Raw genomic sequence first — 22,379 nt, forward strand, 5'->3', positions numbered from 1 at the left:
CGTATGAGAATAATTACATACGCTATCGATATAGATGTCGGTCGATGTTAAACGTCTTTGTGTAGCCTTAGGGGGCAATTTATGTAGGGAGTCGAAGGACGCTAACTGAAGATGACATTAGTGGCATACGTTCGATTTACGGCTTTACCCCAATTCCTGTGTCTGAACCAACGCTTGTCACTTTATTGGGGTTTGTCCTACTAGGGGTAACTCTTGGTAAACGTAAAAAAAGTTAATTCCCCTAGTTGTTAGCTAAGTGGTAGTTATTCTACCACTTAACTATGTCATCGGTGTTTTCATCAAGATGATGTTCACGATAGCGCTCAACCCATAAAGCCGTTGCACCACAAATCGCAACCGGCATCACGACTAAATTGACGATTGGGATCATTGAAAATAATGTTGTCATCGCGCCAAAAGAAAAAGCACAGCCTTTATCTTGTTTTAATTGTGACTTCATCATCTTAAAATCACGTTTGTGGTTATCAAACGGATAATCACAATATTGAATCGCCATCATCCACGCACTAAATAAAAACCAAAGAACGGGCGCTACGGTTTGTCCAACAATTGGAATAAAGAATAAAATAAGACAACCAATTGCCCTTGGTAAGTAGTAAGCAAGTTTAGTCCATTCACGATGTAACGTTCTCGGTATATCTTTAACAACATCGGCTGTAGTAGTTGTTGGTGCTGGTTGCCCTGTTAAATGACATTCGACTTTTTCAGCGAGTAGTCCATTAAATGGAGCTGCAATCCAATTTGCGACAGAGCTAAATAAGAAAGAAAAGACCACTAATAATGAAATAACGGCTAAAGGCCATAAAATAAACTTTAACCAACTCAAAAATTCAGGCAGATAACCATCAAGGTAGACGAAGAAGCCATCGAGTTGTAAAAATAAATAGTAAAAAGCGGAAGAAAATAAAAGCACATTAACGATAAGAGGAATTAAAACAAAACTTCTTAACCCTTTGGTTTGTATTAAGTCGAAACCTTTTAAAAAGTAGCTAGCTCCGCTACGCGATTTATCAAACACGATATGTTCCTTGTAAAAAAGTTAGCAAATAAGCCCGCTAACTAAATAGTAAACTGAAGATAGGCTCTAGTATATTGCGATAAATTGAACGAAGCATAGCTAATTTGTTACAAAATTAATCAAACGGGTGGTTTTTGTCTGCTATTTGATTTATCCCTATGCGATAATGCGAAATCTGCTAATTAACTACTGAGCGAAATGCGCCTTAAACACCTTAAACTTTCTGGGTTTAAATCGTTTGTCGACCCCACTAAAATTCATTTCACTGATGCCATGAGTGCCGTAGTTGGGCCAAATGGTTGTGGAAAATCAAATATCATCGATGCGGTGAGGTGGGTTTTGGGTGAGTCAAATGCCAAACATCTTCGCGGTGATGGTATGACTGATGTGATTTTTAATGGTTCTAGTGCCAGAAAACCCGTATCACAAGCCAGTGTCGAATTAATGTTTGATAACAGTGAAGGTAAGGCATCTGGGTCGTGGGCCACATTTAGTGAGATTGCGGTTAAACGCCAAGTTAGTCGTGATGGTCAGTCTGATTATTTCGTTAACGGTCAAAAGTGCCGTCGCCGGGATATTAGTGATTTGCTTAGTGGGACAGGGCTTGGGCCGCGCAGTTATTCTATTATTGAACAAGGCACAATTTCTCGTCTTGTTGAGTCTAAACCAATGGAGCTTAGAGGCTTTATTGAAGAAGCGGCTGGCATTACTAAATATAAAGAACGCAAGCGAGAAACTGAGAATCGCATAAAGCACAGTAGAGAAAACCTTGAAAGGCTTGCTGATTTGCGTCATGAGCTAGCACAACAAATAGCTTCATTGGAACAGCAAGCAACACAAGCTGAGCAATATACTGCATTAAAAAAGCAGGAAAGGCAGTTACATCAAGATATCATTGTTTTTCGCTGGCAGACATACACCAGCGAGCTAACCGCAAAAACGAACGAGTTAACTCAACAGCAAAGCTTGCAGCTACATGCAAATGAGCAGGCTGAAGCAAGCCAGCAAGTGATGTCCACGATGAAACAACAGATAGAACAAAATCGAGTTAAATTATCTGGTATTGAGAAGCAAGCCCATGAGCTCGACGCTCAAGTCGCCCGTTGCCAACTCAATATCGAGCACGTTCAACAAACAGCACAACAGTTGACTAATAAAGTCGATCAATTAGCGGTAAAAAGAACCAGTTTACAACAGCAAGTTGAATTACAGGAGCAAAGCGAAAAGCTCTCCTATAAAAATTTTAAAGAAGCCAATGACGCACTACCACAGTTACAGCTAGCGTTTGAAAAGCATACAAATGAATTAGCCGCAATACATGAACAACGTGAACTGATAGAGTTACAATTCCAACAGCTAAATCAAGAGCAGCAGAGTATTTCTAACCAATCGTTAATGATCAAGCAAAGTATTGCTCGAATTGAACATGACAAAGTGCGTTTAGACACGCAGACTGAGGTGTTAAACCAAAAACGATTAGACTTTTTGCAACAGCAGCAACAATTAAGTCCGACCAAATTATCTCAAACGTTTGAGCAACAGCAGCAACGTAGCCAAAGCTATCAACAGGATTTAGAACAGAAAAATACCGATATTAATACGCAGCAGCACCTTATTACGTCGGTACAAGAGCAGCTTATTGAAGTGCAAAAAGAGTATCAAATGTTGCTGAATGAACAAGGCACGCTGAGAGCTCTAATTTCAGAACAAACTACAACCAACGACGGTGATGTCTTTTTGAGCGAAAAAATGCAGCTGTGGGAAGCGCTTGATGTCGATATCAAGTGGCAACCTGTCGTTGAATTAGTGCTTTCGCTGTACCTGAAGAGTTACCTGGTGCCCGAGATGGCTAATGTTATGGAAAAATGGCGGGGCACTTCAGCGGTTGGCTTTATCGACATTAGTAATAACGAGCTGCAACCTGACTCGCCAAAGGTGGTTGCTGCTGAGCTTCACGCGTTACCTACACTTAATTCCTTTATAACGATGAAATCAGGAGGTAGTGCTCCAGCGCTTGTTAACTTACTTAGCAATGTGTTTTGTGTAGAAACGCTTGAACAAGCCGACTCGATAAAATCATTATTAAGCAAAGAACAGAGCGTTGTGACATCACAGGGGCATTGGCTGGGGGACGGTTTTTGCTTTACCAATGTTAATTCGGATACGCTTAATGCTAATCACGGTAGTTTAATTAGTCTCAATGAAAGGTGTAATCGATTAGAAGCTCCCTTATTGGCTGCCAAGGAGCAGTTGCTAGCTCACCAAACACGATTGGATGTGGAGGGGGAACAATTAGCATTGTTAGAAGAACAGCGGGAACAGCTAACAAATAGATTGGATAATTCAAACCAGCTATTGACTCAGGCCAAACAAGATTGGCTACTTGAACAACAACAGTGGCAGCATTGCCAGCGACAGCTCGATGATGTGAGTTTTCAGTTGAATGAGTTAAAGCAGTTAATCGAGCTTGAGCAACAGCAATTAATGGAAGCAAGCGAGCAAGCAAGTCAGCTATCCTCTCAAGGCTTAGTCGTTTCTAAGCAGTTAGAGGTCGTTAATAATGAACGTGCATCGATAAAAAAGCAGTTAAAAGTACACGAAGCAGCGTTACAGCAATCGCAACAAGCTAACCATCAACAGCAATTATTAGCGCAAAAAAGTCAGTTACAACATCATTCAGCGAGTGAGACACTAGCGGCAACGAGCCGTCTTCTTGATGAAATAACACAAGAGATGTCTGTTTATCAGAGTGAGTTGGAACAACAAACGGCACCAATGCTTGAGTACCAAAATCAACGCGACCAACAACAAGTCCTCTTGTCAAAGACTCGAATTAATCAACAACAGTGTAATGAAACGCTTACTCAACTTGTTGCTCAACATGCGGAACTTGAAACGAGTTTACTTAATGAACAACAAACAGCGTTAAGACATAGTAAAAAACTAGAGACACTGACCGTCGCTATCGAAACACTTAAAGTTAAAGTCGAAACGCAAGAACAGGCGATAGAGTTAAGCCCCAGAGAAGTGGCTATGTTATCGAACGCTTTAGAATTTAATGCCCAGAGTGAACAATGGCCGAGCCAATTACTTGCAGTCAAAGCGCAACTTGATGCTATGGGGGCAATAAACTTAACGGCGATCGAACAGTATAATGAGCAAAAGCAACGCCTGGATTATTTGACTAATCAAACAAATGACTTAGAAAATGGTCTAGTTACACTCGAAACAGCAATAAAAAAGATTGACCGAGAGAGCCGTGATAAGTTTAAATTAACCTTTGATTCGGTTAATAAAGACTTTCAAACGCTATTTCCGAAAGTCTTTGGAGGGGGCAGTGCTCAATTAACCCTAACGGAAAGTGATTTACTTATCGCGGGTGTCAGTATAATGGCTCAGCCACCGGGTAAGAAAAATAGTACAATTCACTTGTTAAGTGGTGGCGAAAAAGCGCTAACCGCATTATCATTAGTGTTTGCAATTTTTCAGTTAAATCCAGCGCCTTTTTGCATGCTTGATGAAGTTGATGCGCCATTAGATGACGCTAATGTCGATCGCTATTGCAACTTGGTGAAAGAGATGTCTGAAAAAGTACAGTTTATATATATTACTCACAATAAAGTTTCCATGGAGATGGCTAGTCAATTAACAGGCGTTACAATGCAAGAAGCAGGTGTTTCTCGTGTCGTTGCAGTTGATGTTGATACCGCTGTCTCATTAGTACAATAATAACGAATTTGGTTGAATTGATGGATTTAGAATTACGAAGTGTTTTACTTATCTTAGGTGTTTTAGTAATAGCCGGTATCTTAGCGCACGGCCTAATCACCATACGTAAAGCAAACAAACCCGTAGATATCTCACATTTAGATTTAAATGATACGGACGAAGATGGCAACCTATTAAGAGACGGTGCTGGTTTTGATCGCTTGGGGGTTGGCGAAGCCAGAGTGATAAAACAAGATAATTCTGATGAGCAAGCACAAGCTGATAAAGATTCGCCAACGCCTCCGAGCCAACAACTAGAGGCTACTGAACAAAACGACGCTGATAAAGATGGTGAGCACGCTAAAGTAGATGATGTTCAAAACTGCGATGTTACACAAGAGAGTCAAGGTAGTTCAAAGGCGGGGATTAATTTTGACGTTGCTTTAAATGACAACGAAGCTAGCCACTCCGTTAACTCGTCAAGCGCTCCTGTGTTTGAGTCTCCTGTTGTTAAGAGTAAAGAAAACTACTTAGCAGCAAAAGTAACTGAAAAACCGGCAACGAAAGAAAGCAATGTCAGCGAAGGTGCTACAACGAAACCAGAGCTTAAAGAGGCTGCAGAGCCACAGATTGGTGCGATAGAAGACATCGACACTGACTCAACTAGCTTAGTTGACGATGAGAAACAATATGAACCGATGGATGTTCTTGTATTGAATGTGGTCGCTGGTGAACATGACTCTCTTGATGGCGCGAAACTATTACCATGCTTACTCACTTTAGGCTTTAAGTTTGGTGAGATGAACATATTCCATCGTCATGTTGATGCGACAGGCCATGGCGAAGTGTTATTTTCGCTAGCTAATATGGTAAAACCTGGTGTGTTTGATATTGATAATATGGAGCAGTTTTCGACGACAGGGGTGTCGTTATTTATGACGTTACCTCATCGCCAAGGGAATATGGAAACCTTTAATACAATGCTTAATGCTGCGGCTAAAATTGCCGAAGAGTTTGATGGCCAAGTCCTTGATGGTGATCGTTCTACGCTGACAAAGCAATCAACTCAGCACTATGTTCAACGTATTCGCGAAGTTGAACGTAAGATGTTATTAATTAAGTCTTAACTTAACCATTTCCCTACCTTCTTAATGCGTGCTTATTTAAGCACGCATAGCAAATCAAGAGCACCCCATGAGTCAAACGCTATCCCCAAATGTGCGAGTTACGCAATTAACTGAACAACTTAATGAATATAATTATCAATACTATGTATTAGATAACCCAACGGTTCCTGATGCAGAATATGATCGTTTAATAAGAGAGTTACAACAACTCGAATCTGAACATCCTGAGCTTACCTCTCCACAATCACCAACGCAACGAGTTGGCGGTGAGGCATTAACAGCGTTCTCGCAAATTACCCACTTAAAACCGATGTTATCACTAGATAATGCTTTTGATGATGATGAAATGCAGGATTTTGTGCGTAAAATCTCAGAGAAGGTGGTATCTAAAACTCAAGCCTATTGTTGTGAGCCAAAGCTTGACGGCCTGGCAGTCAGTCTTTTGTATGAGCAAGGCCAGTTAGTGCGCGCTGCTACTCGTGGTGATGGCTTGGTTGGCGAGGATATTACAGTTAACGTCAAAACGATAGCGGCAATACCGCTAACACTTCGTGGTAATGATTTCCCTGATCAGATCGAAATCCGCGGCGAAGTATTTATGCCTTTTGCTAACTTCGATAAGTTAAATCAACGCGCATTAGAAAATAATGAAAAACCTTTTGCAAACCCACGAAATGCCGCAGCTGGCAGTTTACGTCAATTAGACTCTAAAATTACTGCTCAGCGCGGCTTGTCGTTTTATGCATACTCTACTGGAGTCGTTAATGGTGAGCGTGCAGCAATGGCAAACTCACACTTTGAGCAACTACAACAACTTAAAATGTGGGGGGTGCCTGTTTGCCCTGAAATACAACAGGTTGATAGTCTAGAGAAGATGATAGCTTATTATCAAGATATTTTAACTCGACGTGCCAGCTTGCCTTATGAGATAGACGGCGTTGTAAATAAATTAGACTCGATTGAAGGTCAACAAACGATGGGCTTTGTGGCTAAGGCTCCTCGCTGGGCGATAGCCTACAAGTTTCCGGCTCAAGAAGAATTGACTCAATTGCTTGATGTAGAATTCCAAGTTGGACGTACGGGCGCCATTACACCTGTTGCACGTCTAGCCCCAGTATTTGTGGGTGGGGTTACGGTGAGTAACGCTACGTTACACAACCGCGATGAAATTGAACGTCTTGGAGTAAAAATAGGCGATCATGTAGTGATTCGTCGCGCTGGTGATGTGATACCTCAGATTGTTTCTGTGGTAATGGCGAAACGCGATGAATCTGTAACAAACATTGAGTTTCCAGAGCGTTGTCCCGTTTGTGATTCTGAGGTTGAACGCATTGAAGGTGAAGCCGTTGCCCGTTGTAGTGGCGGATTATTCTGCGCTGCTCAACGCAAAGAAGCCATTAAACATTTTTCTTCACGTAAGGCGTTAGATATTGATGGCTTAGGGGATAAACTCGTTGATCAATTGGTTGATGCTGAGCTAATTCAAACCCCTGCAGACATCTTCTCATTAGATAAAGAGCGACTGTTAACATTAGAACGGATGGGTGAAAAGAAAGCTGATAAACTTCTCAATGCCGTTGAGCAGGCGAAGCACACTACCTTTGCAAAATTTCTATACTGTCTTGGAATTCGCGAGGTTGGTGAAGCAACCGCTGCTAATCTCTCACAGCATTACCAAACGTTAGATAAAGTGGCAACAGCGTCGACTGAATCATTACAGCGTGTTGATGATGTCGGTGAGATCGTTGCGAAACATATTTTCTATTTTTTCAAGCAATCACACAATCAAGAAGTCGTGGATGCACTACTTGGTGCCGGAGTTAACTGGGCTGAGGTACATCAACGCAGTGAAGATGAGCTTCCTTTAAAGGGACAAACGTGGGTAATCACCGGTACGCTCAATCAGATGAAGCGCGACGAAGCTAAAGCTAAAATTGCCCAACTTGGAGCCAAAGTGGCGGGCAGTGTTTCTAAAAATACTACAACATTAGTTGCGGGTGAGAAGGCTGGCTCGAAATTAACTAAGGCACAGGATCTTGGAGTTAATGTGTTAGATGAAACCGGCTTAATTGAGTTATTAACACAATATGAATAATGCGCTATAACCCTTTTGCGGATTATGACAAGCATGGCAGTTTAAAGCTGCCATGGACGCTGTTGCTTGTGATGTCATTTCTCTTACGTAGCTATATTGTGTGGATTGTAGCTTTATCGTATCGACAAGATACAGCAGGCCTTCTTACTCTTTTTTACCCAGAGCCAGCACAGTTTTATACAGCACTAGGTTTAGCTGTGCCTTCGTTATTCTGTTTAGTCATCATTTGTGCTCGTCGAGTTGGAATGCCACAGTCGATTATTTGGCTATGGAGCAAAATTCGGTGGTTAGTTGCATTAAGTGCTTCTATTCAGATGGGGTATTTAGTAAGTCAGGGCTATGTGTCTTTACATAACTTGCGTCATGTCTTGGTAACATACCCTAAGCTCATTGAAGTTATGGCGTTAGTAGCGGTGATAATATACTGTGGTATCAATCAACGATTGATTGATACCAGTAATGACTTTCCGCAACATCAGGATGATGTCAGTTAACGCCTCTTGAAATGAAGGCTTCAATATCTGTTATAAACTGTCAATTTTATTTTTCAGATCATAACCTTCGCCAGTCACAATCGCTTCTAAGTTGATAACTCGAGATTCTAACGATTTTACTTTTGTGTTTAGCTGTTCGTTAATAGCAATCAGTTTGTCTAGCTCTTCACCGCCGATTTGCTTTTTCTTATTCTTATAATCGAAAGCTCGTTTGAATACATCGCCAATCACACATACAGTAACGATGATGACAACCATAGTGAATACATTCATGTTAATTCTATCCTTAATCTTTATTTTGTTATAGCTAAAGCAGATTATATGCCAAAATATAAGTTATTGTTTCTTATGTGGTAAAAAATATAGTTCGTTAAGGAAATAATCAATACCATCATTTTTTGGTCAATTTACTTAGTCAACATTGTTATAGAGGCTAACGGTTGATAGTGAGTGCTTGAAGCTACCTTTAGTTTCTTTTGTAGAATAAGAAAGGTAGAGTAACGAGTTATTTTCTTTATCGTAGATGCGTCGTACTTTTAACGTTTTAAAAAGAATACTCAACGATTCACTAAAAATCACTTCACCAGATTTAGATTGGTCAACAGTTGCCAACTCCGCAGATGTGATCGGGCCAGTTTGGCGACAGGCAATTGATGCATTCGAAGGATCTGACAAGTCAAAATTAGCCTCAACGTGACTAATATGGCAGGTCACACCACTTAGTTTAGGGTCTCTTTTCGCGTCAATAAAGATGTCTGATGTGGTCAATAGGCCAAGACTAACTTTACCAACGTCGTCTGAACAACCGCTAAGAATAAGTGGGGCTAGTAATGCAGTAACAAGTAAATAATTTCTTTTCATTCAATGGCTTCTTGTAATTTATGTGATAAGTGAACAAACGCTAATAACTCCATTTAACCACTGCTACTCTTTAAAAACAATCGCCAGATACCGAAAATTTAGCGCCTCGGTGATTATAGGTTCATTTATTCTACATTATGAAAGTTTATGTTGACGTAATCGTAAACTTTGGTTAATTTAAACGGATGTTTCATTTGGTCGGCAACAATGTCGATCTTCACTACAGGTTAAAGGATAACGTTTATGAAAATTCTTGTGCCGATTAAACGCGTCGTTGATTACAACGTAAAAGTACGTGTTAAATCTGACAATACAGATGTCGATTTAAGTAACTTAAAGATGTCTATCAACCCTTTTTGTGAAATTGCGGTTGAAGAAGCTGTAAGATTAAAAGAAGCGGGTGTAGCGAGTGAAGTTGTTGTTGTTTCAGTTGGAGACAAAGCTTGCCAAGAACAGATTCGAACAGCACTTGCTCTGGGTGCTGATCGTGGTATCCAAGTGGACACCGATCAAAAACCCCTACCATTATCAATTGCCAAACTGCTACACAAAGTTGTAGAGCAAGAAGATCCTTCAATTGTTTTACTTGGTAAACAAACTATCGATGGTGATAATAATCAGACTGGCCAAATGCTGGCTGCATTAGCAGGAATGGGCCAGGGCACCTTTGCTTCAGAACTAAAAATTGACGGTGACAAAGCATTAGTCACTCGTGAAGTTGATGGTGGTTTAGTAACTGTCGCTTTATCTCTTCCGGCTGTTGTTACCACTGACTTGCGTCTTAATGAACCACGTTATGCTTCATTACCAAATATTATGAAAGCGAAGCGTAAACCGATTACAGTAACAACCCCTGAAGAGTTAGGTGTTACTATTGAATCGACGGTTGAAGTATTAAAAGTTGAAAGTCCTGCAAGCAGAAGCGCAGGTGTCATGGTTGACTCTGTCGAACAATTAATTGAGAAACTGAAAACAGAAGCGAAGGTGATCTAATGACTATTTTAGTAATTGCTGAACACGATAATGCATCACTTAAGCCTGAGACCCATAAAGTTGTTGCTGCAGCAACAGCGATTGGCGGTGATATTGAGATCCTAGTTGCGGGTCATAACTGTCAAGATGTTGCAGTTAACGCTGCAACACTTTCTGGTGTCAGCAAAGTACTTGTTGCAGACAATCAAAGCTATGCTGACCAATTAGCAGAAAATATCGGACTACTTGTCGCTGACTTAGGTAAATCATACAGTCATATTCTGACAGCAGCTTCTACAACAGGTAAAAACTTTCTCCCTCGCGCTGCTGCCTTACTTGATGTTAATCAAATCTCAGATGTTATTCGTGTTGAGTCTTCAGATACTTTTGTTCGACCATTTTATGCTGGTAATGCCATTGCTACGGTTAAGAGCCAAGATACAATAAAAGTATTGACCATTCGTACTTCTGCATTTGATGGTGTTACGCAAGAGGGTAGTGCCGCAGTTGTCGCTATCGATAACGCTCATGATGCGGGTGTTTCTTCTTTTGTGAGTGGTGAAATGACTGAGTCTGAACGCCCTGAGTTGGGAAGTGCTCGAGTGATCGTTTCTGGTGGTCGTGGTATGCAAAATGGTGAAAACTTCGCCATGCTTGAAGAGTTAGCTGACAAATTAGGCGCTGGTGTTGGTGCCTCTCGTGCTGCAGTAGATGCAGGTTTCGTCCCTAACGATATGCAAGTAGGTCAAACGGGTAAAATCGTTGCTCCAGAGCTTTATATAGCTGTTGGTATTTCAGGTGCTATTCAACATTTAGCGGGTATGAAAGACTCTAAAGTGATTGTCGCTATCAATAAAGATCCTGAAGCGCCAATCTTTCAAGTTGCTGATTATGGCTTGGAAGCGGATTTATTTGATGTTATTCCAGCACTAAACGAGCAGTTATAAAACCTGCTGTGAAATAGTTCTTTTTAAGCCCGTGTTTCACGGGCTTTTTTTATGCCGTTAAAGTCAGGTGTGAGATTGTTTGTTTATGGCATCGCGACTTTAGGGTAAAATGACCTTTTGCTTTTGAGAATACATTTTGGCTCAGCTTTATTTCTATTATTCTGCAATGAATGCAGGAAAATCTACTTCATTACTTCAATCTGCTTATAATTATAAAGAGCGGGGCATGGAGTCTGTGATTTTAACAGCCTCAATAGACAACCGCTTTGGTGTCGGGAAAGTCACTTCTCGTATCGGTCTTAGTCAACCAGCAGATATATTTTCCCGTGATTGTGATTTATTTTTGATGATTGAACAGAAGCTATTAAATGGGCCAATTCATTGTATTTTGGTCGATGAAAGTCAATTCTTATCTAAAGAGCAAGTTAAACAACTCAGCCAGGTCGTCGATAAATTAAATGTACCTGTATTATGTTATGGCTTGCGAACTGACTTCATGGGGGAGCCTTTTGAAGGCAGCCTCTATTTAATGAGCTGGGCCGATAAACTCGTTGAATTAAAAACAATTTGCCACTGTGGTCGTAAGGCAACTATGGTTGTCAGAACGGATGAGAAGGGCAATGCACTGAGCTCAGGATCGCAAGTGGAAATTGGCGGCAATGAGCGTTATGTCTCGATGTGCCGCGGTCATTTCAGTGAACTGGTCTGGGGCTAGTTGCGCAATGCAATCATTTGAGCAGAGCTTGTAAATGCTGCAATATCATCTAAAAGGCTGCCATTAAATGCGGTAGGCTGTTGATGATGACTCAATCCTTGGCTAGATAGAACGAGGCGATCGACCGCTCTATTTAACAGTGTTTCTTTGAGGAACTCTAATAACTGTTTCTTAGTTACTTGTTCTAGTTGTTCGAGTATTAACTGCCGGTGATTAAACTGGTGGTCTTGGTTGCCAATACTGACCCAATAACGTTGTGCAGCTGCATGCTGGGTTGTGTCTGGCGTTTTAACTTGGTTTTTTAGCCCAATGAGTGCTTGTTGCCATTGCTTGTCAGACATTGACTCAATATAGTTTTCAAAATCGAGAATGACGTTATCAATAGCATCGAGTAGCTGCATGGTTCCACACACAGGCGACTGAATATAAAACATCATACCCGGATGCCGATTTAAGGGAATGTATGAACTGCCACAAAGGTAACCTAACTGCTGTTTCGTTCTAATTTCAGCAAAAAAACGTGGACTCACTAGTTGGTTAAGTAGGCTATACATAGCGACCTGTTGCGGGTTACCTTGAATACCTTGATAGTACACTATAATCGCTGAATCGTTATGCTGGTTATCAAACAATCGGTAGAGTGTTGCTTGGTTGGCAATACTGATGATGTTTCGAGGTTGTTGGGGGCAAGGTTTTGCAAGCGCTGATATTTGACGATGAATACTATCACCAAAAAGTTTCACCTCGCTCTCCTCCCAATCACCTTGGACAAACGATTCGAGATGAACTTGTTCAAATAGTTCACTGATATAATTACCTAACTCAGTCAGAGTGATGGTTGAAAGCTCATTAGCAAGCGATTGATAATCATATTGTTTGGGCTGTAAGGTCGTGCTTAACCCTTTAAATAATATGTTAATAGGCTTTGCTTTATTACTGTTAAGCCAGCTTTTATGTAGTTGATACTTTATTTCATCAAAACGGGCGCTGGAGAAGTCTCGCTGCCGGATTTTACTAATTAACATTTCAAAAAATAGAAAAAGCTTTGGCGTATAGCCACTAAGGTGCATAGTAACCCCTGCCTGATGGGGGTAGATGTCATAGTGCATCCCTGCTATTTCAGCTGGATAGGTCATCTCGGCTAACGAGTCGTGAATCATCTCGACATAGAGGCGACATAACGCGGCGCTGCGAGCATTTTCTCCAACCACTGGGCTATCAATGGCGGTATAGATATGGCCTTTAGGGATTTTAAATTGGCTTTCTGCAAGATGCCATAACCGCATACCATTTTCATTTATTAACGCACGTGGAAGGGTCTGTGGTCGTGCTGGTGGTGTGTAAACCAAGCGCTCGACAACAAAAGGATTTGGTGGGGGTAAAGTAAGCGAACCATCATCGATAGTTGATAACCAGCTTTTTTTACGCTCAGAACAAATAGACTGACAGTGAAACGGTGTATGGTACCAGCGGGCTAATTTGTCTGTTTTATAGTTGAGACTGACGCTAATGATCCTGACTGTATCAACGGTCATTAAACTAAGACATTGATTAATGATATTGGGCTCAAAACTTTCCATGGCGTAGTCACCAAAAACGATATCATTGACGTCATAGTTGAACATGTTAATCACCAAATGACTTGTTGTATCAATGGCGCGGCTGCTCTCTTGAAATTCAAATGCGGCTTTTATGATGTTATGTTTTTCCGTGTAGCGCCACGCATCTATTCCCTGTGTTTTAATTAAGTTTATCTGGTTGAAAATTAAACCAATAATCGAATCTTGCTCCCTCAGTCCTTTATCAGTAATTGATAGCGAGATTGAAAACTCTTGGTAGTTATAACCGCTTAAGCCGATTCCCGCTGATAATGTGTTGGCTAGTCCCTTCTTTTTTAGTAGCGATAATAAGCTACCATCACCTTCATGACCGAGTAAATATGCGATATAAGCTAATGGTTTGCTGCGATAATGTAGTTTCTCTTTAGGCATGCTAAAGCTTAAGGTTAGCTTTTTGATATCTTTATCAGGTACTACTCGGATATCGACATTTTGCTGACTTGGCGTATAAAGCGGTATATCGGGGTAGTGGGTTGTCAGTCCACGATTTTCTATTGGGTTGAAGTACTGCTTAGCCACTTCAATTAAAGCGTCTATTGGTTGGTTCGATAATAAAACAAGTTTCATTTTGCTGGCGCAATATTGATCGAGGTAAAACTGTCTAACGAGTGACTCTAACTCGTTATCAGTTCCGCTTAGCGTTTGTTTGTTACCCACAGAAAACTTGCTGAAAGGGTGTTGTTGATTAGCACATTCTTTTAACACCGCCAGTGTGCGTCTGTTTTCATCTTTTAGTTTTAGTTGATATTCTGATTCAACGGCTTCAATTTCTTTTTTTATCCATTTCCCATCGAGTAAGGGGTTGATAAAAAAATCGCTGAAGCGGATTAGCGCAGGGGCAAAGAAGTCATTATTGATGGCGAAAAAGTAATTGGTATGTTCACTACTCGTCCACGCATTATGACTACCGCCATGATGACGTATAAATTCATGGTATTCGTTAGGGTCTGGAAATTGCTCGGTACCTAGAAACATCATGTGTTCGAGAAGGTGAGATAAACCTTGATGGCTGTGAGGATCATCATAGTGACCGACATTTACGGCTAAGGCAGCAGAAGATTTATCCGCCTTAAGATCGCTAATGAGCAATACATCTAAGCCATTAGGCAGTTGAATGTGATGGTAATCTTTATGGTCATTAGCTGAGATGATCAAGCGAACCTCCTTATCTAGTTAGTTACTAATTATTAGCGTCTTCAGATAAAGAAAGCAATCAATTGGAGTAATCATCGTAATATTATTCAATTTCACTGTTTTTTTTTATAGAGATTGGTCACATTATTCATATATATCTGTACGTTAATCAACCAAAGTAGACCTTTGCCCAATTGCCAATCATGACTATTTTGTAAAAATACTTTTTTAACAAGATTATTTCTAAGGGAATACTTAATGAAGCTGTATATTATGCGCCATGGACAGGCACAGCCCATTGCTCAAACTGATAAACAACGCTCATTAACGGATACTGGCCGTGAAGAAAGTATTAATATGGCTAAGTGGTTAGCACTGACTGAATCACAATTTGATCTAACGTTTGTTAGCCCGTACCACCGAGCGCAGGAAACATTTGATTTAGTGAGTCAAGAATTTGAGCAAGCGCAACAGCATTTGGTGCTTGATGAGCTAACGCCTAACTCATCCCCTGAAAGCTGTGGTGATACGTTATTAGCCTATTGTGCTCAAATTAAAGCCAAAAGTGCTTTAGTCGTATCCCATCTTCCTTTAGTTGGCTTACTCGTTGCCGATTTATGTGCAGGTTCTATGATGCCAAGTTTTGCCACTGCATCAATTGCTTGTATTGAGATAGACCTTGATAGCTGGCAAGGGGAGTTGCTGTGGCATAAAAGCCACCATGAACTTACTTGAACTTAATCTATTTTAGCGTTCTCGTCTGGCTCATTATCGAGTAGGACTAATAATGCTCCCTGGCCCCCCCACTCTAATGGTGCTTGGTGAAACGCTAACAGCTCAGGATACTGAGAAATCCAGTAGGGTGTTCGGGTTTTTAATGTACCACCACTGACCCCATGAACGATACAACAGCATTGAATTTGTGTTTTTTTACACTCTTTGAACATGGCTAATATTTCTTGCTTAGCTTCATTTTGAGTTAACCCATGAAGGTCTAATACGAGCTCAGGAAAATAATCGCCGCGGCGAAGTTTTTTTAACTCATATTTCTCCACGTCATCACGGCAATAACGCATGGGCCCTTCATCGGGTAGGTTAGGGATGAAGCCATCGGAAAAGTAAAATTCGGCTTGTTTTTGTTGTGACTGTACACGCTGGCGACGTAATACCGTTTTTGGCTTAGTTAATTGCACTTTGTCTTGAACCATCGGCTTGATGTTGTCACAGCCGAGGAGGTCACTCATTGATGGGGTGTCTTTGTCGCTCATCTTTTACACAGTCAGGGTGGCTAAATAGATTCTGGTTATTTTAAATGCTTTAATGCCATATGAACAAGGGATAGCTTAAGTTACAATGAAATTAATTAATGCTATCCGTACTAGTTTGTTATAACAGGCTGTTGTAGTAGCTGTTTAGTGATGTTTTGGAGAAAGCGCTTGGAACAAGCAAATAATAATCAATATGAACTATCGTCGACATTGATTGATGAAGCCATTAACGAGTTACGCACGGTAGGGGATATGCTGCGATGGGCAGCAACTCAGTTTAATGCGGCAGATATCTTTTACGGTCATGGTAATGATAATGCGTGGGATGAAGCTGTGGCCCTGGTATTGTATGCCCTGCATCTACCCGTTGATAGTAAAGAATCGATTGCTCATGCAAGGGTTACTACCAGCGAACGAAGTGCAATCGCAGAACTTGTTGCAACCCGAATCAATCACCGTGTACCAGTTGCTTATATTACTAATACGGCCTGGTTCGCTGGGTTGCAGTTTTATGTTGATGAGCGAGTACTTGTACCCCGTTCACCAATATCAGAACTTATTGCGCAAGGTTTCGAACCATTTTTAAACCAAAAAACTGTTCATAGAGCACTTGATTTATGTACGGGTAGTGGTTGCATTGCGATTGCCTTAGCCAGTTATTTCGAAAACGCTGAAGTTGACGCTATCGATATCTCATTAGATGCTTTAGATGTAGCAACAATGAATATATTTAATCATGGCTTGGAAGAACGCGTGATACCGCTTCAGTCAGATTTGTTAACCGAAGTGATGCGCGAAAAGTATGATTTAATTGTGTCCAATCCTCCGTATGTTGATCAAGAGGATATGGACTCACTCCCTCAAGAATTTACTCATGAGCCAGCATTAGGCTTAGCGGCAGGTTTTGATGGGCTAGATTTAGTGAAGAAAATGCTAGTGGACGCAACTGAATGCCTTAACGATGATGGCATTTTGGTCGTTGAAGTGGGGAACTCACAAGTTCATATGCAAGCACAATTCCCTCAAGTTGATTTTACTTGGATAGAGTTCGCTCATGGTGGTCATGGTGTCTTTATTTTAACAAAAGAGCAATTAGTGCAATATAAAGCAATATTTGAGGCGGCTCTAACTGCCTAATTATTAAATTAACAAGGATTATTCATGTCGGGTAATAGTATCGGTAAGCTGTTTAGTATCACTACATTTGGTGAGAGTCATGGCATTGCATTAGGTTGTACGGTGGATGGTTGTCCACCTGGATTAGAAATTTCAGAAGCTGATCTTCAGATTGATCTTGATCGTCGAAAACCCGGCACGTCTAAATTTACCACGCCACGTCGCGAAGCTGATGAAGTAAAGATTTTGTCTGGTGTATTTGAAGGGAAAACTACAGGGACTCCGATTGGTTTATTGATTGAGAACGGGGATCAACGTTCAAAAGATTACGGCGAAATCAAGAATCAATTCCGCCCAGGTCATGCTGACTATACGTATCAGCAGAAATACGGCATTCGTGATTATCGAGGGGGCGGACGTTCTTCTGCGCGTGAAACTGCGATGCGTGTCGCTGGCGGTGCTATAGCTAAGAAATACTTAAAACAACAGTTTGGTATTGAAATTCGTGGGTACCTGTCTCAAATTGGTGATGTTAGCATTGAAAAAGTCGACTATGACTTAATTGAAACAAATCCGTTCTTCTGCCCCGATGCTGATAAACTTGATGCCATGGAAGCGTTAATCCGTGAGCTGAAAAAACAGGGAGACTCGATTGGCGCTAAGGTGACCGTGGAAGCGATTAATGTACCTGTAGGTTTAGGTGAGCCAGTCTTTGATCGCCTTGATGCTGAAATTGCTCATAGCTTAATGAGTATTAATGCGGTTAAAGGGGTTGAGATTGGCGACGGTTTTGCTGTTGTCAATCAAAAAGGCTCTGAGCATCGTGATCTAATGACCAAAGAAGGTTTTATGTCTAATCATGCTGGTGGTGTATTAGGCGGTATTTCATCTGGCCAACCGATTGTGGCACATTTAGCATTAAAACCTACCTCAAGCATTACCACACCGGGCGTCAGTGTAGATAAAGAAGGTCAAGAAGTAGAGCTTGTGACTAAAGGTCGTCACGATCCATGTGTCGGCTTACGTGCTGTACCAATTGCAGAAGCAATGTTAGCGATTACGCTAATGGACCATTTGTTACGTCACCGAGCACAAAATTATGATGTTGCACTCACCACTCCAGCGTACCAATTAGCAGACAACAAATAAAAGTGATGGCTATTGTATAAACAACTAAGCAGCAGAGATGCTGCTTAGTTGTTTATAGCTCACGCTGCCTGATACAATAGCGCTTTAATGCCCCAGGCAATTTTGTGTTAACTATGGACTAACGTTACCACCGTTGGTCAAACTCTAGGTATTTAAGTGTCTCAAACCAATGACTCTTTCGATTATAACCACCTGATCGAGATTTTTAATCAAACATTTTCTGAAACAGAATCGACTCTACTCGTTAAAGGGGGCGATGAACCAATCTATTTACCTCAAGATGAAACTCATGATTATCATCGGATTATTTTCGCGAGAGGTTTCTATGCCAGCGCTTTACATGAGGTTGCACATTGGTTAGTTGCTGGGCCTAAACGTCGCTTAATTGAAGATTATGGCTATTGGTATTGTCCTGATGGGCGTGATAAAGAGACCCAGCTCGCCTTTGAACAGGTTGAAGTTAAGCCTCAAGCGATTGAGTGGGCACTTTGCTTGGCTTGTGGTTTCGACTTTAATGTCAGTAGTGACAACTTAAACGGTTGGCAATCAGATAGGTTTGCTTTCCAAGATAAAGTGTATATGCAGCTTGTTTCATTGATTGAACAAGGCTTTAACTCACGAACTCAAACACTGCTTAATGCGTTACAACATTATTATAAAACGCCTACAATTGCTGTTAAACAGCTCGACTACAGATTAAATCAAGGTTGTTATGAAAATTAAATTCGGTCTCATTATTAATCCCGTTGCTGGCTTAGGCGGTTCTGTGGCCCTTAAAGGCAGTGACAATGTCGCTGAACAAGCATTGATACTTGGCGCACAAGCAAAAGCAAACTCTCGCGCAGAGCAAGCACTGGCACAGCTGGTGGTTGACAAAGATAAGTTTGAGATTATTACGGCTGCTCACTTGATGGGGCAATCGCTTTGTCAATCTTTGGGGTTATCACATCAAGTTATTGACTTTGAACAAGACTCCTTAATAAGCGATGATCTGTTAAGTAGTGATAGTAAACATACTATCGACGCTGCGATGGCAATTAAAAAGGTTGGTGTCGATTGTTTAATTTTTGTCGGTGGTGATGGGACTGCCCGTAATATATACAGTGCTGTTGGTGATGAGTTTCCAGTGTTAGGGATTCCTGCTGGAGTTAAGATTCACTCAGGTGTTTATGCCATTACGCCTAAAGCGGCCGGGAAAGTGTTGAGTTTAATTCTAAGTAATCAACTTGTGAGTTTGATGGAACGTGACGTTATGGATATAGATGAGTCACTATTTCGCCAAGGTATCGTAAAAGCGAAGCGTTATGGTGAAATGACTGTACCTGCAGAGCTACGTTACATGCAAGCGGTTAAAATGGGTGGTAAAGAGTCGGATGAACTTGTCTTAGCTGACATCGCTGCAGATGTTATTCGAGAAATTGATGATGGGATGGCAATCATCGGTTCTGGCTCGACCACGGCTTTTTTGATGGAAGAAATGGGGTTAGATAACACTCTTTTAGGTGTTGATGTAGTGAACGACCAACGTTTAATTGGCAGTGATGTTAGTGCAAAAAAACTACTTGAGATGATCGAGTCTTATCAGTCTCAAATGCCTAGCAATCCAATCAAACTCGTAGTTACGCTCATTGGTGGTCAAGGTCATATTTTTGGCCGAGGTAACCAGCAACTCTCCCCACAGGTAATTCGTGCAATAGGCCGTGAAAATATTATTGTTATCGCAACTAAAACCAAATTAGAGGCATTAAACCAACGGCCACTGTTGGTTGATACTGGCGATATGCGTCTTGATGAAGAGCTTTGCGGTTTAATTAAAATCACTACGGGGTATCAAGATTACGTGATGTATCAAATTGCGAATCCAGAGCATTTGTAATTTTCAACCTGTCGTAAATTTCGACTAGGCTTTAAGTTTGATGTAAATCAAATTGAACACAACTTAAGTACTGTTTTTGATTGTTGAGTTGTGTTCAGTGAGTGTAAGCGTTACCCTGTGCGCCATTACATTATAGCAATGGATTATTGTGCTTAAGTTATAAGCTTCGTGTTTCAGAAATGGTATGTACACAAATGTAATGTGATTTTTATTTTTATTATGATGTGTGTATGTATTCAACAGTTTCTCTAGACCTCCCGTCTAATACAATTTTTCAGCAGCTTTATCAATACTACCTTGAACCGGTCTTTGTAATCCAAGACGGCAAGTTTGTTTATTGTAATCAAGCGACTCAATCGTTATTTAAACTTACTGATGGACTAGATAGAGATAACTTTAGGCTTGGTCAGTTGTCGCCACCGTTTCAGCCAGATGGTGAACCGTCAAATGTTAAAGCTCAAAGAATGATAGAGCAATGCTTGTCTTTAGGGCGCTTTGAAACAGATTGGTTACATGTTGACAGTGCTCATAATTTAATTCCGACTCGCTTGGATTTGAGAACAGTTAAATTAGGCAATGAAATATTTATTATTACTATCATCAAACGTAATGATGATAATCAGCAACATACCAGTCGGAGCTTGTTGAATCAATTTAATTTGCTGACCCAGTATAAGGGAGCGATAGATACCAGTTCCATCGTTTCAAAAGCAGATTTAAACGGCCTCATTACTTATGTTAACGATAATTTCTGTCAAGCGTCAGGCTATAGCAGGGAAGAGTTATTAGGTAAAAGTCATAATATTATTAATCACCCAGATGTACCTAAATCCTTTTTTAAACAAATGTGGCAAACACTAAGGTCAGGGCATGTCTGGCAAGGTGTTATTGAGAATCGTCGTAAAGATGGGTCGAGTTATTTTGTTGAAAGCACCATCACCCCAATTGTCGATATTAATGGTAACACCTGCGAATATATTGCGATAAGAAATGATCTCACTTGTTCTTATCAGAAAGATAAAACAATTTTCTTTCAAAACACTGATAGCGTCACCAATTTACCGAATCGTAATAAGTTTTTTCATGATATTACGCAATCTCCACAAAGCCACCTCGCCATCATTGAAGTGCCAGAACTAATCGATATTCACCATGTTTATCCCGAGCAAGAATATCAACAACTAATGCTCGCACTCACTAATATTCTAACGGCAAAAAAACCACAGCACATGACGTGCTACCGTGGTAATGAAAACCAATTTTTTGTTTCGGCTAATGCTAAGATTGCGTTTAGTGAGCTTGAAAAGTTCTGTCGTACAATAGCGACTTTGTTTGAAAAACAATTTATTAAAACGCTGGATAACAAGTATTCACTGAGCTTGTTTATTGGCTTAGCAAATAACATCAAATCTGGCCGTATCTATACTAAGGCCTCAATGGCACTAACCAGTGCTAAACAAGAAAACTGTACAATTAAACAGTATCAAAGTGATAATAAAATTCAGCAACAATTGACTCAAACTATTTCTTGGGTTAATAAATTAAGGCATGCAATATTAAAGGAAAATATAGTCATCTTTGGTCAGCACTTAGTTGAACGTGATGGCTCGCACTATTCAACGGAAGTGTTGATGAGGTATTACGACCCGCAAAGTAATAGCTACATTTCTCCGACAGAGTTCCTTAAACATGCTAAAACGGCGAAAATTTATCCCCAGTTATCACAAATTGTAATCGAGCAGGCTTTCGCGTTTTTCTCACAAACACAGAGTCGTTTTTCTATAAACCTGACACAATCTGATATTGATGATAATCATGTGTCACAATTCTTTCTCGATAAAGTCGCTCAATATCAACTAGGTGAGCGAGTTATTATTGAAATTGTTGAGTCTGAAAGCTTAGATTTGGAAAGCGAATCTTTGGCTAACTTTTTATCTAAAGCAAAAGAGTATGGTTGTAAAATTGCCATAGATGACTTTGGTAGCGGTTATTCGAACTTTGAATACTTAACCGTTTTACCTATCGATCTAATAAAGATTGATGGCTCATTGGTCCGAAACATTCATCAGAATGAAAAGCATCTACTTATCGTTAGAACTATTGTGGAATTTTGTCACGCTCTTGGTATCAAGGTTGTCGCAGAATATATCACCGATCGTGAAGTGTTTGAAACAGTCTATTCGTTAGGTGTTGATTATTATCAGGGTTATCACTTTCACAAGCCTGTAGCATTGAGCTAGTAAAGAATGCATGTGATAA

18 protein-coding genes are annotated in these 22,379 nt (G+C 40.6%); 13 read left to right on the forward strand and 5 right to left on the reverse strand.

Going from position 1 to position 22,379, the window contains the following annotated elements:
- Positions 1 to 268: 268 nt before the first annotated feature.
- Positions 269 to 1,039 carry a sulfate transporter CysZ gene (gene cysZ / locus Q8W26_RS03305; protein ID WP_305472272.1) on the reverse strand — a complete coding sequence of 257 codons (771 nt, stop codon included), beginning with the start codon at positions 1,037 to 1,039 and terminating at the stop codon, positions 269 to 271.
- Between the two features lie 198 nt (positions 1,040 to 1,237).
- On the opposite strand from cysZ, the gene smc reads away from it, so the two are divergent.
- From smc to Q8W26_RS03325, 4 genes are all read left to right on the forward strand, one after another.
- Positions 1,238 to 4,768: a chromosome segregation protein SMC gene (smc, locus tag Q8W26_RS03310; RefSeq protein WP_101214077.1), complete on the forward strand. Its 3,531-nt coding sequence runs from the start codon at positions 1,238 to 1,240 to the stop codon at positions 4,766 to 4,768.
- A gap of 20 nt (positions 4,769 to 4,788) precedes the next feature.
- Positions 4,789 to 5,874 carry a cell division protein ZipA gene (gene zipA / locus Q8W26_RS03315; RefSeq protein WP_101214078.1) on the forward strand — a complete coding sequence of 362 codons (1,086 nt, stop codon included), beginning with the start codon at positions 4,789 to 4,791 and terminating at the stop codon, positions 5,872 to 5,874.
- A gap of 67 nt (positions 5,875 to 5,941) precedes the next feature.
- A complete protein-coding gene (gene ligA, locus Q8W26_RS03320) occupies positions 5,942 to 7,969 on the forward strand; it encodes an NAD-dependent DNA ligase LigA (RefSeq protein ID WP_101214079.1) in 2,028 nt (675 codons plus the stop codon).
- The gene (locus tag Q8W26_RS03325; RefSeq protein WP_101214080.1) at positions 7,969 to 8,463 is read left to right on the forward strand and encodes a DUF2919 family protein; all 495 of its coding nucleotides are present in this window, start codon (positions 7,969 to 7,971) and stop codon (positions 8,461 to 8,463) included. Before ligA ends, Q8W26_RS03325 begins: the two co-directional genes overlap by 1 nt.
- A gap of 30 nt (positions 8,464 to 8,493) precedes the next feature.
- Here the strand turns inward: Q8W26_RS03325 and Q8W26_RS03330 are convergent, their stop codons facing one another.
- Complete coding sequence (locus tag Q8W26_RS03330; protein ID WP_101214081.1) at positions 8,494 to 8,736, reverse strand: hypothetical protein; 243 nt, start codon at positions 8,734 to 8,736, stop codon at positions 8,494 to 8,496.
- A 138-nt stretch (positions 8,737 to 8,874) separates the two neighbouring features.
- Complete coding sequence (locus tag Q8W26_RS03335) at positions 8,875 to 9,324, reverse strand: CreA family protein (RefSeq protein ID WP_101214082.1); 450 nt, start codon at positions 9,322 to 9,324, stop codon at positions 8,875 to 8,877.
- A gap of 243 nt (positions 9,325 to 9,567) precedes the next feature.
- On the opposite strand from Q8W26_RS03335, the gene Q8W26_RS03340 reads away from it, so the two are divergent.
- The 3 genes from Q8W26_RS03340 (at position 9,568) to Q8W26_RS03350 (ending at position 11,958) form a co-directional block, all read left to right on the forward strand.
- Positions 9,568 to 10,317, forward strand: coding sequence for an electron transfer flavoprotein subunit beta/FixA family protein (locus Q8W26_RS03340; protein ID WP_101214083.1), 750 nt, complete (start codon positions 9,568 to 9,570; stop codon positions 10,315 to 10,317).
- The gene (locus Q8W26_RS03345) at positions 10,317 to 11,243 is read left to right on the forward strand and encodes an electron transfer flavoprotein subunit alpha/FixB family protein (RefSeq protein WP_101214084.1); all 927 of its coding nucleotides are present in this window, start codon (positions 10,317 to 10,319) and stop codon (positions 11,241 to 11,243) included. Before Q8W26_RS03340 ends, Q8W26_RS03345 begins: the two co-directional genes overlap by 1 nt.
- Positions 11,244 to 11,379: 136 nt before the next feature.
- Positions 11,380 to 11,958 (forward strand): thymidine kinase, encoded by a 579-nt coding sequence (locus Q8W26_RS03350; RefSeq protein ID WP_101214085.1) that lies wholly within the window; start codon positions 11,380 to 11,382, stop codon positions 11,956 to 11,958.
- Here the strand turns inward: Q8W26_RS03350 and Q8W26_RS03355 are convergent.
- Positions 11,955 to 14,732, reverse strand: a complete 2,778-nt coding sequence (locus tag Q8W26_RS03355) for an insulinase family protein (protein ID WP_101214086.1) — start codon at positions 14,730 to 14,732, stop codon at positions 11,955 to 11,957. The genes Q8W26_RS03350 and Q8W26_RS03355 overlap by 4 nt on opposite strands.
- Positions 14,733 to 14,969: 237 nt before the next feature.
- Here Q8W26_RS03355 and sixA point away from each other — a divergent pair, with 237 nt between their 5' ends.
- Positions 14,970 to 15,446, forward strand: a complete 477-nt coding sequence (sixA, locus tag Q8W26_RS03360; RefSeq protein ID WP_101214087.1) for a phosphohistidine phosphatase SixA — start codon at positions 14,970 to 14,972, stop codon at positions 15,444 to 15,446.
- 2 nt (positions 15,447 to 15,448) lie between these two features.
- Here the strand turns inward: sixA and smrB are convergent, their stop codons facing one another.
- Complete coding sequence (gene smrB, locus Q8W26_RS03365) at positions 15,449 to 15,955, reverse strand: endonuclease SmrB (protein WP_305472281.1); 507 nt, start codon at positions 15,953 to 15,955, stop codon at positions 15,449 to 15,451.
- Between the two features lie 192 nt (positions 15,956 to 16,147).
- Between smrB and prmB the strand changes: the two genes are divergently transcribed.
- The 5 genes from prmB to Q8W26_RS03390 all read left to right on the forward strand — a co-directional run bounded on the left by prmB (position 16,148) and on the right by Q8W26_RS03390 (position 22,360).
- Positions 16,148 to 17,116, forward strand: coding sequence for a 50S ribosomal protein L3 N(5)-glutamine methyltransferase (prmB, locus tag Q8W26_RS03370; RefSeq protein WP_305472283.1), 969 nt, complete (start codon positions 16,148 to 16,150; stop codon positions 17,114 to 17,116).
- 24 nt (positions 17,117 to 17,140) lie between these two features.
- Complete coding sequence (gene aroC / locus Q8W26_RS03375; protein ID WP_101214090.1) at positions 17,141 to 18,244, forward strand: chorismate synthase; 1,104 nt, start codon at positions 17,141 to 17,143, stop codon at positions 18,242 to 18,244.
- Between the two features lie 156 nt (positions 18,245 to 18,400).
- Positions 18,401 to 18,967 (forward strand): elongation factor P hydroxylase, encoded by a 567-nt coding sequence (locus tag Q8W26_RS03380; RefSeq protein WP_101214091.1) that lies wholly within the window; start codon positions 18,401 to 18,403, stop codon positions 18,965 to 18,967.
- Positions 18,957 to 20,120: an ATP-NAD kinase family protein gene (locus Q8W26_RS03385; protein WP_101214092.1), complete on the forward strand. Its 1,164-nt coding sequence runs from the start codon at positions 18,957 to 18,959 to the stop codon at positions 20,118 to 20,120. The genes Q8W26_RS03380 and Q8W26_RS03385 overlap by 11 nt, the downstream gene beginning before the upstream one ends.
- Before the next feature lie 230 nt (positions 20,121 to 20,350).
- A complete protein-coding gene (locus tag Q8W26_RS03390) occupies positions 20,351 to 22,360 on the forward strand; it encodes an EAL domain-containing protein (RefSeq protein WP_101214093.1) in 2,010 nt (669 codons plus the stop codon).
- Positions 22,361 to 22,379 lie beyond the last annotated feature (19 nt).

Origin of the sequence: Psychrobium sp. 1_MG-2023 (assembly GCF_030689115.1) — a bacterium.
Classification (GTDB): Bacteria; Pseudomonadota; Gammaproteobacteria; order Enterobacterales; family Psychrobiaceae; genus Psychrobium.

Excerpts from the sequence above, each read along its gene's own strand:
- smc (WP_101214077.1), top strand. The coding sequence starts at position 1,238 with ATGCGCCTTAAACACCTTAAACTTTCTGGGTTTAAATCGTTTGTCGAC.
- zipA (WP_101214078.1), top strand. The coding sequence starts at position 4,789 with ATGGATTTAGAATTACGAAGTGTTTTACTTATCTTAGGTGTTTTAGTA.
- ligA (WP_101214079.1), top strand. The coding sequence starts at position 5,942 with ATGAGTCAAACGCTATCCCCAAATGTGCGAGTTACGCAATTAACTGAA.
- Q8W26_RS03325 (WP_101214080.1), top strand. The coding sequence starts at position 7,969 with ATGCGCTATAACCCTTTTGCGGATTATGACAAGCATGGCAGTTTAAAG.
- Q8W26_RS03330 (WP_101214081.1), bottom strand. The coding sequence starts at position 8,736 with ATGAATGTATTCACTATGGTTGTCATCATCGTTACTGTATGTGTGATT.
- Q8W26_RS03335 (WP_101214082.1), bottom strand. The coding sequence starts at position 9,324 with ATGAAAAGAAATTATTTACTTGTTACTGCATTACTAGCCCCACTTATT.
- Q8W26_RS03340 (WP_101214083.1), top strand. The coding sequence starts at position 9,568 with ATGAAAATTCTTGTGCCGATTAAACGCGTCGTTGATTACAACGTAAAA.
- Q8W26_RS03345 (WP_101214084.1), top strand. The coding sequence starts at position 10,317 with ATGACTATTTTAGTAATTGCTGAACACGATAATGCATCACTTAAGCCT.
- sixA (WP_101214087.1), top strand. The coding sequence starts at position 14,970 with ATGAAGCTGTATATTATGCGCCATGGACAGGCACAGCCCATTGCTCAA.
- smrB (WP_305472281.1), bottom strand. The coding sequence starts at position 15,955 with ATGAGTGACCTCCTCGGCTGTGACAACATCAAGCCGATGGTTCAAGAC.
- aroC (WP_101214090.1), top strand. The coding sequence starts at position 17,141 with ATGTCGGGTAATAGTATCGGTAAGCTGTTTAGTATCACTACATTTGGT.
- Q8W26_RS03385 (WP_101214092.1), top strand. The coding sequence starts at position 18,957 with ATGAAAATTAAATTCGGTCTCATTATTAATCCCGTTGCTGGCTTAGGC.
- Q8W26_RS03390 (WP_101214093.1), top strand. The coding sequence starts at position 20,351 with ATGTATTCAACAGTTTCTCTAGACCTCCCGTCTAATACAATTTTTCAG.